The organism is Type-C symbiont of Plautia stali (assembly GCF_059730935.1).
In genome coordinates, this window is sequence record NZ_AP035923.1 from 1872321 (window position 1) to 1886472 (window position 14152).

The 14152-nt window shown below is 58.8% G+C and carries 13 protein-coding genes; 6 read left to right on the forward strand and 7 right to left on the reverse strand.

Features of this window, described 5'->3' with window-relative positions; translation table 11 throughout:
* Positions 1-6: 6 nt before the first annotated feature.
* From tssM to AC6I7J_RS08755, 4 genes are all read right to left on the reverse strand, one after another.
* On the reverse strand, positions 7-2121 hold the full coding sequence (gene tssM, locus AC6I7J_RS08740; RefSeq protein WP_021509950.1) for a type VI secretion system membrane subunit TssM: 2115 nt from the start codon (positions 2119-2121) through the stop codon (positions 7-9).
* On the reverse strand, positions 2121-3332 hold the full coding sequence (gene icmH, locus AC6I7J_RS08745; protein WP_058774571.1) for a type IVB secretion system protein IcmH/DotU: 1212 nt from the start codon (positions 3330-3332) through the stop codon (positions 2121-2123). Before icmH ends, tssM begins: the two co-directional genes overlap by 1 nt.
* A gap of 85 nt (positions 3333-3417) precedes the next feature.
* A complete protein-coding gene (locus tag AC6I7J_RS08750) occupies positions 3418-3909 on the reverse strand; it encodes a hypothetical protein (RefSeq protein ID WP_021509952.1) in 492 nt (163 codons plus the stop codon).
* A gap of 179 nt (positions 3910-4088) precedes the next feature.
* Positions 4089-4385, reverse strand: coding sequence for a hypothetical protein (locus tag AC6I7J_RS08755; protein ID WP_498007168.1), 297 nt, complete (start codon positions 4383-4385; stop codon positions 4089-4091).
* Positions 4386-4548: 163 nt separating this feature from the next.
* On the opposite strand from AC6I7J_RS08755, the gene flhB reads away from it, so the two are divergent.
* Genes flhB through flhE form a run of 3 tightly spaced genes read left to right on the forward strand, consistent with a single transcriptional unit; the run spans position 4549 to position 8187 of the window.
* Positions 4549-5700 (forward strand): flagellar biosynthesis protein FlhB, encoded by a 1152-nt coding sequence (gene flhB / locus AC6I7J_RS08760; protein ID WP_021509953.1) that lies wholly within the window; start codon positions 4549-4551, stop codon positions 5698-5700.
* Positions 5693-7780, forward strand: a complete 2088-nt coding sequence (gene flhA / locus AC6I7J_RS08765; protein ID WP_021509954.1) for a flagellar biosynthesis protein FlhA — start codon at positions 5693-5695, stop codon at positions 7778-7780. The genes flhB and flhA overlap by 8 nt, the downstream gene beginning before the upstream one ends.
* Positions 7781-7791: 11 nt before the next feature.
* Complete coding sequence (gene flhE, locus AC6I7J_RS08770) at positions 7792-8187, forward strand: flagellar protein FlhE (protein ID WP_262264729.1); 396 nt, start codon at positions 7792-7794, stop codon at positions 8185-8187.
* A 50-nt stretch (positions 8188-8237) separates the two neighbouring features.
* Here flhE and argS read toward each other — a convergent pair whose 3' ends face one another.
* Positions 8238-9968 carry an arginine--tRNA ligase gene (gene argS, locus AC6I7J_RS08775; protein ID WP_498007169.1) on the reverse strand — a complete coding sequence of 577 codons (1731 nt, stop codon included), beginning with the start codon at positions 9966-9968 and terminating at the stop codon, positions 8238-8240.
* 166 nt (positions 9969-10134) lie between these two features.
* A complete protein-coding gene (locus AC6I7J_RS08780) occupies positions 10135-10257 on the reverse strand; it encodes a hypothetical protein (RefSeq protein WP_007889544.1) in 123 nt (40 codons plus the stop codon).
* A gap of 313 nt (positions 10258-10570) precedes the next feature.
* Here AC6I7J_RS08780 and AC6I7J_RS08785 point away from each other — a divergent pair, with 313 nt between their 5' ends.
* Positions 10571-11131 carry a VOC family protein gene (locus AC6I7J_RS08785; protein ID WP_141495350.1) on the forward strand — a complete coding sequence of 187 codons (561 nt, stop codon included), beginning with the start codon at positions 10571-10573 and terminating at the stop codon, positions 11129-11131.
* On the opposite strand, the gene AC6I7J_RS08790 is transcribed toward AC6I7J_RS08785, so the two are convergent.
* Positions 11128-12267, reverse strand: coding sequence for a MalY/PatB family protein (locus tag AC6I7J_RS08790; RefSeq protein WP_125310396.1), 1140 nt, complete (start codon positions 12265-12267; stop codon positions 11128-11130). The genes AC6I7J_RS08785 and AC6I7J_RS08790 overlap by 4 nt on opposite strands.
* An 85-nt stretch (positions 12268-12352) precedes the next feature.
* Here AC6I7J_RS08790 and cutC point away from each other — a divergent pair, with 85 nt between their 5' ends.
* Positions 12353-13105 carry a copper homeostasis protein CutC gene (gene cutC, locus AC6I7J_RS08795; protein WP_498007170.1) on the forward strand — a complete coding sequence of 251 codons (753 nt, stop codon included), beginning with the start codon at positions 12353-12355 and terminating at the stop codon, positions 13103-13105.
* Positions 13106-13273: 168 nt separating this feature from the next.
* A complete protein-coding gene (locus AC6I7J_RS08800) occupies positions 13274-14122 on the forward strand; it encodes a hypothetical protein (protein ID WP_498007171.1) in 849 nt (282 codons plus the stop codon).
* The last annotated feature ends 30 nt before the right edge of the window (positions 14123-14152 follow it).

The following is a 14152-nucleotide window of genomic DNA, read 5'->3' on the forward strand; positions in this document are numbered from 1 at the left end:
TCACCATTACTCACTGTGTCCGGTCAATCGCTGCGATACGGTGTGTGGCGCAACCGCCAGCATACGGCCATTCTGACCGGCATTTTTCAGATTTTCCGCAAGCTTACGCATCATCAGCGCATTGTCGCGCGCATAAGGCGACGACTGAATCTGCTGATCGAGCAGCTGGCTAAGGTGCCAGTCAAGCTGCTGCAGATCGCGCGCGCTGACATTGTCCGGCAGCGTGCGCTGCAGATTTTGCATCAGCCAGCCGCGCAGAAATTCGCCGTCATAGTTACGCGGCTGATACAGCATCTGATAAGCGCGCAGCGCATTGCGGCTGTAGTCATTGTCGGTGCCGGGATCGTCACGCAGCAGGTTGGTAATTTGCTGGGCCACGCGCGGCAGCAGTAAAGACTTAAGCGCATTTTGATAAAGCACCCATGCGGCATCGCTCACCTGGTTACCGCGATACAGTCCAGCGCGCATGGTAAGCGGTGGATTGTCGAGAGAAAAATGCGCCGACAGCGGCAGTTTCACCAGGTTATTTAAGAAGGGTAGCAGATCAAAAATATTATCGGCTGGCTGATGAATAACCTGCTGACTTTGCGCGGTAATCGGCCCGATACGCGCCGCGACCTGATCGAGATAACGCTGATTCTGCACGTAGCTGGTGAGCCACAAACCGGAGAGCAGCACCAGCGCGCCGGTGAGCGCGCCGTAACCGATCCAGTGCAGCAGCCGGTTACGATACTCCCAGTGACGGTTGCTGCCGGCGAGGCCGCTTTCGCGGAACACCAGGTCGCTTAACAGGTCGCGAATAAAGAAGCTCTGGCCTTTGGTACCCGGAATCGGATTGCTGCGGTTAACGCTGTCCCATGCGGCAAGGCTCGACTCGCCGGTGTGTGGCAGCTGTAGCTTGCGGTTGAGTTCGCCCATGATGCGGTCAAACGGCAGGCCTTCCTGGGTACCGCTGGTGAAGAACAGGCCGCGCGCCGACCAGGCAATCTCATCCTGATGGCGGGAAAACACCACGTCGAGATATTCGTTGAGTAATGGACGCAGCGAACTGAATTCCTGCGGGAACAGGAAGCTGTCGGCGCGCTGGGTGAGATCGCGCTCGCCGGCCATCACGTCAGCCAGCTGCTGCTGCAGACGCTGCTCCAGCTGCTGAAAGCGCTCGCTAAAGCTGCGGTGCCAGTCATCTTTATGCGGCTTGCCCGGTTCCCACGGGAAGGTGAAGCCCCAGATGGCATCGCGCTGCGGTTTACTCAGGTTGCCGTAAAAGCTCATAAACCCTTTCAGCAGGTCGGTTTTGGTGACCATCACATACACCGGGAAGTGAATGCCGGTTTGCTGATGCAGCTCGACCATGCGGCTGCGCAGCGCGCTGGCCTGGGCGTGACGTGCCTCAGCGGAATCGGTCAGCAGGTCGGCCACGCTGATGGTCATGATCACGCCGTTGATCGGCTGGCGCGTGCGGTAGCGCTTTAGCAATTTAATGAAGTTATGCCACTCGGCGCCGTCGCGCGCGCGCTGGCTCTCCTGCAGTGCGTAACGGCCCGCGGTGTCGATTAAGACGGCGCTGTCGGTGAACCACCAGTCGCAGTGACGCGTGCCGCCGACACCGCGTACCGCCTCTTTGCCGAGGCTGTCAGTTAACGGAAACTCCAGGCCAGCATTCAGCAGCGCGGTGGTTTTACCGGCGCCGGGCGCACCTATCATCACGTACCACGGCAGCTGATACAGATAGTGACTCTGAAAACGCGCCAGCCAGCTTTTCTGATGCCGGCGACCAAACTGGGTGCGTTTCAGCCGCAGCGCTGCTTCACTGAAGCGCTGGGTCAGCAGCGTCTCGGTCGCCTGGCGATCGGACGCTTCTTCGTGGCTCATCTCCTGCAGGCGATTGAGCAGCTTGCTGTTAAACCAGCCGCGCCAGATGGCGGGAATAAACTGGAACAGCACCCAGCAGAAATAGAGCAGACCGACCGCCAGCTGGCGCGGGAATACCGGCTCCAGTGGACGGGTATCGCCCCAGCTCCACAGCGGACCGAGCATCCACAGCACGCAGCTCAGCGCCGTGACGCCAATCAGGCCCCACAGCAGGCGATGGGTTAACAGATGTTGGAGTGATGCGCGCATCACTGGCCTCCCTGATGATTGCCGAGGGTTTCCGGTGCCGCAAACAGGGTGATCTCCACCCGGCGATTGCGGGCGCGGTTTTCATTGCTGTCATTGGGTAAGAGCGGATTGCTGTCGCCGCGGCCTTCGGCTTTAACGCTGTGACCGTCCGCCAGCTGCGTATTCAGCAGTTGCGTAACGGCACGGGCACGGGCGAAGGAGAATTCATAGCTGGAGGCGAAACGGCCATCCACCGGACGATTATCGGTATAGACCGATACCAGCACCGTGCCTTTTACCGTCTTCATCGCGCTGGCCACGTGCGCCAGCAGCGCGCGGCCAACCTGGTTCACTACGGTACCGTCCGGCGCAAACAGCTTGTCCGCAGGAATGATCACTTTACTGCCAAAGGCACCGTCGCTCACTTCCAGCTGGCCTGCGGCAATCACGTCGTTAAGACGCTGATGCAGATCGAGCAGCGCCTGCGGTGAGGTGGGGCGGCGGCCCGGCATGATTTGTGGCAGCGGGGTTTGATAGATGGCGCGCAGCAGCGGTTCGGCCGCATTGCCCAGCCGCCAGTTGAGCCCGCTGTAGATTAGACAGGCAATCAGCGTAGCCAGCGTGACGCAGGCCCACAGTGGTACCATCGGCCGCGTCAGGGTGCTGACCAGCGGATGCACTTCCACCAGCGGCGCGCGCGGTGGTGGTGCCGGGCGGGTTTCCGCAATCAGCTGCGCCAGCCGTTTACGGATGCCTTCACACTGCGCGCGTCCGCTGTCGCTGCCGCGATAGCGCCCTTCGTAGCCAAGCAGCAGGCAGTAGTGAATCACTTCCAGCAGCCATAAATGCTGCTGCGGGCTTTGCGACACGCGTGACAGCAGCTGGAACACTTTTTCGCCGCCCCAGCTTTCGTTATGAAAGGTCACCAGCATGCCGTTGCCGGACCAGACGCCGCGCGTGCCCCAGGGAGTTTGCGCCGCCGCTTCGTCCAGCACGCTACACAGGCAGTAGCGTGCGCCGATGATCATCTCAAATGGCAAACCCGCCTGCTTGCAGCGTTGCTCGAACTGGCGGATCTCTTCAATCAGCAGCTGACGCAGGCCAGCGGGATCGTCGTGCGTCGCCGCCTGCCGTATACGCACGACGGCATTCAGAATCGGGGCTGCGGCATTCAGCAAAAGGTTATCGTTGCCCGCGACAATGCCATCGCGGGCAAGGGAGTCCTGAGTCATTAAATCTCAATTATCCTGGCAATAACGGAACGGTTAGCCCGCAAAGCAGCGGTGTGCTGCGGGCAATATGCGCCGGATTGCATCATCAGTCTAAGATCCAGGTCGCGGTATCATTGGTGCGGCATGCTTTACTGGCGCCGCCCACGGCCACGCAGACCTGTTTAGTACGACGGGGACGCGGCCGGTCGCTGCGCAGCGTGGCATCATAGCGGCTACTCTCCACGCCAGCTTTGGGGGGCACGTAGCCAATCAGCTGACCGCTGGGTTCTTCTGCAATCGCCAGCCAGTTGTGCTCGACGCGACCCAGCACCTCAAAGGTTTGGGCGTTATCCAGATAACGCACCACTTTGCCGCCGTAATCCGGCAGGGTCATCACAGAGGCGGCATACAGCGCGCGAAAGCTCTCATTCACCGGGGTAAATTCACCGGGTGCTGCCACTGCATGACGATGAACCAGTTTTACGCCGTTCACTTCGCTGGTGACCAGGGTGTCATCCGTCACGGGCGGTGGAGGCGCTTTACATCCCGCCAGCGTTAAAGCCGCCAGCAGCGTTAGCAAGAGACTCTTATTCACCATGATCCTCAAATTTTCATCAGTATCGCTGCAGAGTTGTATCCGGCACGCACTTAGCGGGCGGGCAGATTATGCAGTGAGAAGGCCACTAAAAAACAGTCAAATTACAGAAAGATAGTGCTGACTTAAGTCTACCTAAGACTTTTGAGAATTCAAACCATTGCACCGCGGCAAATCCCGTGCTACCGGGCGAAAAAACGCCTTAACGGCACGCCGCGATCGTTCTGGCGGGGACGATAGATAAGCTGCATTAATTTATTTGCGTAAGCAAGCGCGGCTGGTGTGCGGCGCGACATTTGCCCCCTGATGGTGCTTAGGGGAATTGGTAAATAAGATTTATCTATTTTTTCAGATAAAAAAAGATTGCGCGGCGAAACAATTTTATGATTTTCGGAATTTCCGGGCGCAGCCACGTCTTTAACCCAGCCAGTCCGGCACGGCTTTTGCTTGCTCCACCACTTAACCGTATTACGCAGCAAAGGTCGCGTAACCGTTCGCTGGTGATTGGCCCGCACCAGGTTAGCGCAGGTCCTGATTTCACTTATGGCTAAATAAACCCATCTTTTTCTCGCTTAATCCGCGCTTTAGACCCGAAGGGTTTTGGCATCCTATGCTCAGAATTCCTGCCAGCTGAGGTATGTCGTGGCTGAAGAAAGCAACGAGGACAAAACAGAATCGCCCACCCCCCACCGACTTGAGAAAGCACGGCAGGAGGGGCAGATTCCGCGTTCGCGCGAGCTGACTTCGGTACTGATGCTGCTGGCCGGGCTGCTGATCATCTGGCTGGGCGGCCACAATATGGCGCAACGGCTGGCCAGCATGGTGGCCACCGGCTTCCGCTTTGACCACGGCATGGTCAACGACGATAAAATTATCGTCTCGCACATCGGCAACCTGGTGATGCAGGCGGTGATCGCGCTGCTGCCGCTGATGGCCGGGCTGGTGATCGTTGCCATCGCCGCGCCGATGATTCTGGGCGGAATCAACATCAGCGGAAAATCCATCAAATTCGATTTCAAAAAGCTCAACCCGTTACCGGGCATTGCGCGCATGTTCTCCGGTCAGACGTGGGCGGAACTGGTGAAGGCGATCCTCAAAGCGGTGCTGGTGGCGCTGGTGGCTGGCTGGTATCTGTGGAGTCACTGGCAGGAGATGCTGCGTCTGATGAGCGAATCGCCGGTGAATGCGCTGCAGCATGGCCTGTCGATGACCGCCATCAGCTGCGCGCTGGTGATGCTGGGTCTGATCCCGATGGTTGGCTTTGATGTGTTCTGGCAGCTCTACAGCTACTTCAAAAAGCTGCGCATGACGCGCCAGGAAATTCGCGATGAACACAAGCAGAACGAAGGCGACCCGCACGTTAAAGGGCGTATCCGCCAGGCGATGCGTGCCGCCGCCCGCCGCCGCATGATGGCCGACGTACCGAAGGCGGACGTCATCGTGACTAACCCGACGCACTACTCGGTGGCGCTGCAGTATCAGGAAGGCAAGATGAGCGCGCCGAAAGTGATTGCCAAAGGCGCCGGTGACATTGCCCTGCGCATTCGTGAAATCGCAAAAGAGCACCGCGTACCGATTCTGGAAGCGCCGCCGCTGGCGCGTGCGCTCTATCGTCATACGGAAATTGGCCAGTTTATTCCCGGCGCGCTCTATGCCGCCGTGGCAGAAGTGCTGGCGTGGGTCTGGCAGCTGCGACGCTGGAAGCGTGAAGGCGGCCTGATTCCAAACAAACCAAAACATCTGCCGGTCCCGGCAGAGATGGACTTTGCAGGAGAGAACACCAACCATGGCTAATCTGGCCGAAAAGCTGCGTTTACCGGGCAATTTTAAAGACACGCAATGGCAGGTGCTGGCTGGTCCGGTGCTGATCATGCTGATCCTGTCAATGATGGTATTGCCGCTGCCGGCGTTCATCCTTGACCTGCTGTTTACCTTCAACATTGCGCTGTCCATCATGGTGCTGCTGGTGGCGATGTTCACCCAGCGCACGCTGGAATTCGCTGCCTTCCCGACCATTTTGCTGTTCTCAACGCTGCTGCGTCTGGCGCTGAACGTCGCCTCAACGCGTATCATCCTGCTGGAAGGGCATACGGGTGCTGATGCCGCCGGGCGCGTGGTTGAAGCCTTTGGTCACTTCCTCGTGGGCGGTAATTTCGCCATTGGTATCGTGGTGTTCATCATCCTCGTAATCATCAACTTCATGGTCATCACCAAAGGTGCCGGACGTATCGCCGAAGTGGGCGCGCGTTTCGTGCTGGATGGTATGCCCGGCAAGCAGATGGCGATCGATGCCGATTTGAACGCCGGCCTGATTGGTGAAGACGAAGCCAAACGCCGGCGCACCGAGGTGACCCAGGAAGCAGATTTCTACGGCTCAATGGATGGTGCCAGTAAGTTTGTGCGCGGCGACGCCATCGCCGGCATCCTGATCATGGTGATTAACGTGATCGGCGGCCTGCTGGTGGGCGTGGTGCAGCACGGTATGGATCTCGGCCACGCCGGGGAAACCTATACGCTGCTGACCATCGGTGACGGCCTGGTGGCGCAGATTCCGGCGCTGGTGATCTCGACCGCTGCCGGTGTCATCGTTACCCGCGTCAGCACCGATCAGGACGTCGGCGAACAGATGGTGGGCCAGCTGTTTAACAATCCGCGCGTGCTGATGCTGAGTGCCGGCGTGATTGGCCTGCTGGGCCTGGTGCCCGGCATGCCGAACTTTGTGTTCCTGCTGTTCACCGCGGCGCTGCTCGGCCTGGCCTGGTGGCTGCGCGGCCGCGAAATGCAGCCGAAGAAGCAAAGTGAAGCCTCCAGCGTGGTGAAAACGCAGGAGACGCCGGCCACGGTCGAAGCCTCGTGGACCGACGTCCAGCTGGAAGATTCGCTCGGCATGGAAGTGGGCTATCGCCTGATTCCGATGGTCGATCATTTGCAAAACGGCGAGCTGCTCGGGCGTATCCGCAGTATCCGTAAAAAGGTGGCGCAGGAGGTTGGCTTCCTGCCACCGGTGGTGCACATTCGTGACAACATGGAGCTGCCGCCGGCGCGCTATCGCATCCTGATGAAGGGCGTGGAGATTGGCAGCGGCGATGCTTATCCGGGACGCTGGATGGCGATCAACCCGGGCACGGCGGCGGGCACGCTGCCGGGTGAAGCGACGGTTGACCCGGCGTTTGGCCTCGCGGCCATCTGGATCGACAGCGCGCTGAAAGAGCAGGCACAGATTCAGGGCTACACCGTAGTGGAAGCCAGTACCGTGGTGGCTACTCACCTTAATCACCTGATCGGCCAGTACGCCAGCGAGCTGTTTGGGCGTCAGGAAGCGCAGCAGCTGCTGGACCGCGTCACCCAGGAGATGCCAAAGCTGACGGAAGATCTGGTGCCGGGCGTGATTACCCTGACCACGCTGCATAAAGTGTTGCAAAATCTGCTGACCGAACGCGTTTCGATTCGCGACATGCGCACCATTATCGAAACGCTGGCCGAACATGCGCCGGTGCAGAACGATCCGCAGGAACTGACCAGCGTGGTACGCGTCGCGCTGGGCCGCGCGATTACCCAGCAGTGGTTCCCGGGCAACGGCGAAGTGCAGGTGATTGGACTGGATGCCACACTGGAGCGTCTGCTGCTGCAGGCGCTGCAGGGCGGTGGCGGTCTGGAACCGGGTCTTGCCGATCGACTGCTGATGCAGGCGCAGGCCGCGCTGCAGCAGCAGGAGATGACCGGTGCGCCGCCGGTGCTGCTGGTTAATCATCCGCTGCGGGCGCTGCTGGCGCGCTTCCTGCGCCGTAACCTGCCGCAGCTGGTGGTGCTGTCCAATATGGAACTGACCGATAACCGGCAGATCCGCATGACTGCTACCATAGGCGGCAAATAATGCGAGGCGTGATGCTCTCATGGCTGCTGGCAGCGCTGCTGGCGCTGCCGCTAACGGGCAAAGCCGCCAGCGGTGCGTGGCAGGCCAGCGCCAGCGGCCCGAGCCTTGGCGTGCGCGGCAACTGGCTGCTGTCGCCGGCGCTTAAAGCGCCCTCGGCGGCTGCAGGGACTATTTCGCTGGTGAACTGGCGCTACACGCTGAGCCGCCCGGCGCCATCCGGTCTGGTGGTGCGGCTGTGCGCCAGCCAGCGCTGCGTGGAGCTGGACGGCGCCAGCGGCAGCACACGCGGCCTCGCCAACGTGGCAGCCGATGAAACGCTGCATCTGGCTTTCGGATTTCAGGGGCAGGGCGCGTTGCCGCCCGGCCTGCGGGTGGTGAGCAGTGAAGTGATGGTCAATTACCAATAGCAGATAGCCAATAGCCAATAAAAAACCCGCCGCAGCGGGTTTTTTTAGGCTTACATTCGCTCGACGGTTTTGATGCCCAGCGTATCCAGCCCCTGCTTCAGGGTTTTCGCCGTCAGCGCCGCCAGTTGCAGACGGCTGTTGCGAACGTTTTCCTCTTCAGCGGAGAGAATCGGGCAGTGCTCATAGAAGCCCGAGAACAGACCGGCCAGATCGTACAGATAAGCACACATCACGTGCGGCGTGCCGTCGCGCGCGACCTGGGTGATGGTCTCTTCAAACTGCAGCAGACGGGTCGCCAGCAGCGCTTCGCGCTCGTCAGTCAGGATGATATCACCGTGCAGGCTGTCTACCTCAATGCCCGCTTTACGGAATACTGAGAGCACACGCGTGTAGGCATACTGCATGTACGGCGCGGTGTTGCCTTCAAACGCCAGCATGTTGTCCCAGTCGAAGATGTAATCGGTGGTGCGGCTTTTCGACAGGTCGGCGTATTTCACCGCGCCGATGCCGACCACTTCCGCCAGCTCTTTCAGCTCTGCCGCGCTCATCTCCGGATTCTTCTCGCTGACCAGCGCATGGGCGCGCTCAACGGCTTCATCCAGCAGATCGGAGAGTTTGATGGTGCCACCGCTGCGCGTCTTGAACGGACGGCCATCTTTGCCCAGCATCATGCCGAACGCATGGTGCTCCAGCGGCACTGACTCCGGCACATAGCCCGCTTTGCGCACGATGGTCCACGCCTGCTGCAGATGCTGATGCTGGCGGGAATCGATGTAGTACAGCACGCGATCGGCATGCAGCGTTTCGTAGCGATATTTGGCGCAGGCGATATCGGTGGTGGTGTAGAGATAGCCGCCATCCTTCTTCTGGATGATCACGCCCATCGGTTCACCTTCCTTGTTTTTGAACTCATCAAGGAAGACCACGGTGGCGCCTTCGCTGGTCACTGCCAGCCCTTTTTCGCGCAGATCGGCGACGATGCCCGGCAGCATGTCGTTATACAGGCTTTCACCCATCACATCCTTACGCGTCAGGGTAACGTTGAGGCGGTCATACACCTGCTGGTTCTGACTCATGGTGATATCCACCAGCTTTTTCCACATGGCGCGGCAATATTCGTCGCCACCCTGCAGTTTCACCACGTAGCCGCGGGCGCGCTCGGCGAAGGCTTCGTCTTCGTCATAGGTGCGTTTCGCTTCGCGGTAGAAGGCTTCAAGGTCAGCCAGCGCGATATCTTCATGGTGCTCGTTCTGCTGCTTCTCCAGATAGGCGATCAGCATGCCAAACTGTGTGCCCCAGTCACCGACGTGGTTAGCGCGGATGACGTGATGACCGAGAAACTCCTGGGTGCGCACTGCGGCATCACCGATGATGGTGGATCGCACGTGACCGACGTGCATCTCTTTCGCCACGTTGGGCGCCGAGTAGTCAATCACGATAGTCTGAGGTGTCACTTCGCTGACGCCCAGGCGTGGCAGCTGCAGCGCCTGCGCGGCCTGCTGTGCCAGCCACTGGCGGTCGAGGAAGATGTTGATAAAGCCGGGACCGGCGATGTCGACTTTGCTGGCGATGCCAGCCAGATCCAGATGCTGAACTACCTGCTCAGCCAGCTGGCGCGGCACCTGACCGAGCTTTTTCGCCACGGCCATGATACCGTTCGCCTGGTAATCGCCGAACTGCACTTTTGCAGACTGACGAACCTGCGGTTCGCAATCGGCCGGTGCGCCTGCCGCCACCATCGCCTGACTGACTTTATCGGAAAGAAGAGCCTGAATATTCACCGCGTTACCTTCATATGCTGAAAAGGCCCGCCAGCTGAGGGCGAGCCGATGTCGTCATCCCGCGTGCGTGTCGGGACGGAAAAAATAAGAGGGGAAGTATACGTGAAATGTTGGGGTGCGTCAGCAATCGGTTATGGCTGCCGTTGGACGCAGGCCCGCGCGCCGGTTAACGGCGGCGCGGGTGGCGACGGGGATTTTTAACGCTTTTGTCTTCACGCACCTTCCAGTGGCGGGAAATTGCAAATCCCATCAAGGCTATCAGGACCGCGACAACAATGAGCATAGACATAGGGCCATTCCTTGTAGTTGTGAAACCCAAATTTATAAGAAAGGGTCAGCTACTGCAATTGATTGACGGGTAAATAAGAGTTATCTCATTGTATTAACTATTGTTAATAATAACAGTTGGTTAAGGCGCTTTTATAAAGTAACGTGTGGACCTGATTACGCGATTAATCCGAAAGAGAGGGGCGATTTATGCGGTTTTTGAAGGTTTTTGGCGTGAAATCGGATGAATCCGAGCATTTTGTCAAGCGAAAGCTGCGGCAGCCCTGTTTTTTTATTGATTAAAAGATCTGAACTGAGTTTGAGGTATTTAACGTATGAATCTGGATTTTCCTTCAGAACTGAGTGACTTAAAACAAGACCTGTCCCGATTTGAACAGGCTTTGCAACACTTTGCGGCACGCCTCGGTCTTGACCTCACGCAGCACGAGGCGGACCACGTGGCGGTGCGCTGTCACCAGTTCGCCACGGCAGAACGTTGGAAAGCCGGGTTAATGCAAATCGGCGAGCAGTTTTCCGAAGCGATGATTAATGGACGGCCGATCTGCCTGTTTAAGTTGCATCAGCCGCTGCGCATCGCGGGCTGGCAGGTGGATGTGATCGAGCTGCCGTGGCCCGGTGAGAAGCTGTATCGCCATGAAGGCTGGGAGCATGTGGAAATTGTGTTGCGCGGCGAGCCGGAAACGCTGGGCATGCGTGCGATGGCGTTGCTGGCAGACGAGGCGCTGACGCAGCCGGGCATCGCGTTTAAAACCAGCACGCCGCAGGGTGAAAATGAACGTCTGCCCAATCCGACCTTAGCGGTGACGGACGGGCAAACTACCATCAAGTTTCATCCATGGCGGCTGGAGGAGATCGTTGCCAGCGAACAGGCTTAGCGCCGCGCTGCCACCGCCTGCTGCAGGCGCGATACCGCCTGCTGCAGGGTGGCGTGCGTGCAGCCAAAGTTGAAGCGCACGAAGCGATCGTCGCCAAAATCACGGCCCGGCGAGAAACCGAGACCGTGTTTTTCGAAATACAGCGCCGGGCTGGCAACATCCAGCTGGCTGGCGTCAATCCAGCCGAGATAGCTGGCCTCTGGCGCGACCATGCTGAGTTCCGGCAGCGCATTCACCTGCTGCACCAGCCAGTCACGATTGGCGCGCAGGTAAGCAAGCTGGTCCGCCAGCCATGCATCACCGCCGCGCCATGCGGCTTCCGCCGCCACCAGCGCCAGAATATCCACGCCCGGTACGATGCCTTCACGCACCTGCTTAAAGCGTTTCCGCAGTTCGGGATGAGGGATAATGGCCATGGACGCACCCAGCCCGGCGATGTTGAAGGTTTTAGACGGCGAAATCAGGGTGATGCTGCGCTGGGCGGCATCTTCGCTCAGCGAGGCAAACGGAATGTGCTGTACGCCGGGCGTTAACAGCAGGTCACAATGGATTTCATCGGAGCACACCAGCAAATCGTGGCGTTGGGCAAAGGCCAGCTGCGCCTCCAGCTCATCACGGCGGTAGACGGTGCCGCCCGGATTCTGCGGATTGCACAGCATGAGCAGGCGCTCGTTGCCCTGCATCTGGCTGTCATCCAGCTGCATCACCCAGCGATCCTGCTGCAATTGCAATGGCAGATTGACCTGAGCGCGCTGCGCCAGCCGCGCCGCCGCGCGAAACGGCGGATAAATTGGCGTCGGTGCCACGGTGCTCTGCGACGACTCGGTAAATGCCCGGACCGATAAATTCAGTCCGCTTACCACGCCCGGCAGCAACACAATCCATTCCGGCTCAATCTGCCAGCCATAGCGCTGGGCTAAGCGGGAAATAGTGATATCAATCAAACCGTGCGGCGTCGCGCCGTAGCCGAATACACCGTGATCAGCACGCTGTTTAATGGCCTCAATGATGCACGGCGGCGAGCGAAAATCGGTGTCGGCAACCCACAAAGGCAGCACATCGCGATCACCATATTTGTGCCATTTCAAACTATCGCTGTGACGACGGTCTATCCCTTGATCAAAATCGAATGCCATAGTGCGCTTTCCACGTAAACTGTCTGAATGAGCAGACTAACTGATGCACTCCTCCCGAGCCAGCAGTCATGAAAAGGAGCAAGGTATGACGAAACTGGAAATTTGTTGCTATGGCATCGACTGCGCAATGACTGCGCAGGCGTCCGGTGCCGATCGCGTGGAGCTGTGCAGTGCTCCGCGTGAAGGCGGACTGACACCTTCGGCGGGTATGCTGAAAGCCGCACAACGTGAACTGACCATTCCGGTCCACCCGATCGTGCGGCCGCGCGGCGGCGATTTTTGTTACACCGCACGCGAATTTGAGGTGATGAAATCGGACGTGGCGCGCATTCGCGAGCTGGGTTTTCCTGGCCTGGTGATTGGCATGCTGGACGAAGATGCGCACGTCGACACGGTACGCATGCAGCAGATTATGGCGCTGTGCGACGGCATGGCGGTGACCTTCCATCGCGCCTTTGATTTGTGTCACAGCCCGAAGCGTTCGCTGGAGGTGCTGACTGATTTAGGGATCGCCCGCATTCTGACTTCCGGTCAGCAGCAGAGCGCTGAAACCGGAATTGCATTATTACGGGAACTAAATGAACACAGCACCGGTCCAATCATTATGGCAGGGGCAGGCGTGCGCCTCAGCAATCTGCAAAAGTTCCTCGACAGCGGATTGCAGGAAGTCCACAGCTCCGCCAGCCGTGCCGTCGCGTCACCGATGCGCTACCGTAAAGCCGGTGTCTCGATGTGTTCTGAAGCGGAAACCGATGAATTCAGCCGCTCCTGTGTCGATGGCGATGTCGTCGAAGCCATGAAGAGCATGATGCAGATGAGCGTTGACCGGGTCGCCTGACCCGTACCAATTTTGCCGCGCAGCACGCCGAAAACCTGACGTGATGTTTGCAAGTACCAAACCCCAGTTCCTTGCTGGGGTTCTTTTTGTCTGCCGCTTCGCCATGAATAGCGCATTGGTGAAAAAGATGCTTTGATTACTCTATGGCTTAACGCGCGGATAACGCTGATGAAATCCCTCCCTTATGCTGTTGTGATTCTGCTGTTCCCCGTTGCCGGCGCGGCGCTGGCCGCCAGCAGCACCTGCCCGCCGCTGAGCAAAAACATCACCAGCAGCAACAACTGGATTATGCTGGGTGGCGACGCCAAAGGCGCGGTGCGCCAGGTGGTGGCCGGGGAGTTTGGTAAAGACGTCAACTCGCAGAAGCGCGTGCTCGGGCAGTTTGACCAGTGCGGCGATCTGATGGTGGCTGACATCACCTATGACAAAAGCGAAGGCAACGTGGTGCTGAGCATGGAGCAGCATATCGCGCGCGTGCAGCGCGGCTGGGTGGCTGACTATGCTTATCTGGTTAAAGTGACCCGCGCGGGCAAAGAGGAGGTGGTGGATAACCGGCAGGGCACCATTAGCTGGCAGATGGGGCAACACGGCAACATCATCAGCGCCTCGGACAAATTTACCAGCATGGGGAAAGAGGGCTTTACCGATACCACTTACCGCTACGATAAACACTTCCGGCTGGAAAAAAGTATTGCGCGCGGCAGCGATGAATTGACTAACGGCGAGAATAACTGGCGCTGGAATCCGCAGGGGCTGGTGGTGGCATCCACCAGCGCGCGCAGTAAAGATACCTACAGCTACGATAATCAGTGGCGCGAACTGCGGCTGCACGGCACCTCGACCACGCCGGTCAGCACTTTGCGCTCGGTGGATGAGTGCCAGCTGTGGGACGAGGTGGGCAATTGCACGCTGAGCTATTTGCATGAGACCGAAGTGTTTGCCAAAGGCACCATTGAGCGGCATCTGAGTTCGGCCTACAAATATCAGTACTGGGATCGTCCGGCGACGGACAATTGATGCGCCGTCGCGTATGCTGTTCTGTGCACA

Coding starts and splice junctions, on each gene's coding strand:
- AC6I7J_RS08790 (WP_125310396.1), bottom strand. CDS start 12,267: ATGGCATTCGATTTTGATCAAGGGATAGACCGTCGTCACAGCGATAGT.
- icmH (WP_058774571.1), bottom strand. CDS start 3,332: ATGACTCAGGACTCCCTTGCCCGCGATGGCATTGTCGCGGGCAACGAT.
- flhE (WP_262264729.1), top strand. CDS start 7,792: ATGCTCTCATGGCTGCTGGCAGCGCTGCTGGCGCTGCCGCTAACGGGC.
- cutC (WP_498007170.1), top strand. CDS start 12,353: ATGACGAAACTGGAAATTTGTTGCTATGGCATCGACTGCGCAATGACT.
- AC6I7J_RS08785 (WP_141495350.1), top strand. CDS start 10,571: ATGAATCTGGATTTTCCTTCAGAACTGAGTGACTTAAAACAAGACCTG.
- AC6I7J_RS08800 (WP_498007171.1), top strand. CDS start 13,274: ATGAAATCCCTCCCTTATGCTGTTGTGATTCTGCTGTTCCCCGTTGCC.
- AC6I7J_RS08780 (WP_007889544.1), bottom strand. CDS start 10,257: ATGTCTATGCTCATTGTTGTCGCGGTCCTGATAGCCTTGATGGGATTT.
- flhA (WP_021509954.1), top strand. CDS start 5,693: ATGGCTAATCTGGCCGAAAAGCTGCGTTTACCGGGCAATTTTAAAGAC.
- tssM (WP_021509950.1), bottom strand. CDS start 2,121: ATGCGCGCATCACTCCAACATCTGTTAACCCATCGCCTGCTGTGGGGC.
- AC6I7J_RS08750 (WP_021509952.1), bottom strand. CDS start 3,909: ATGGTGAATAAGAGTCTCTTGCTAACGCTGCTGGCGGCTTTAACGCTG.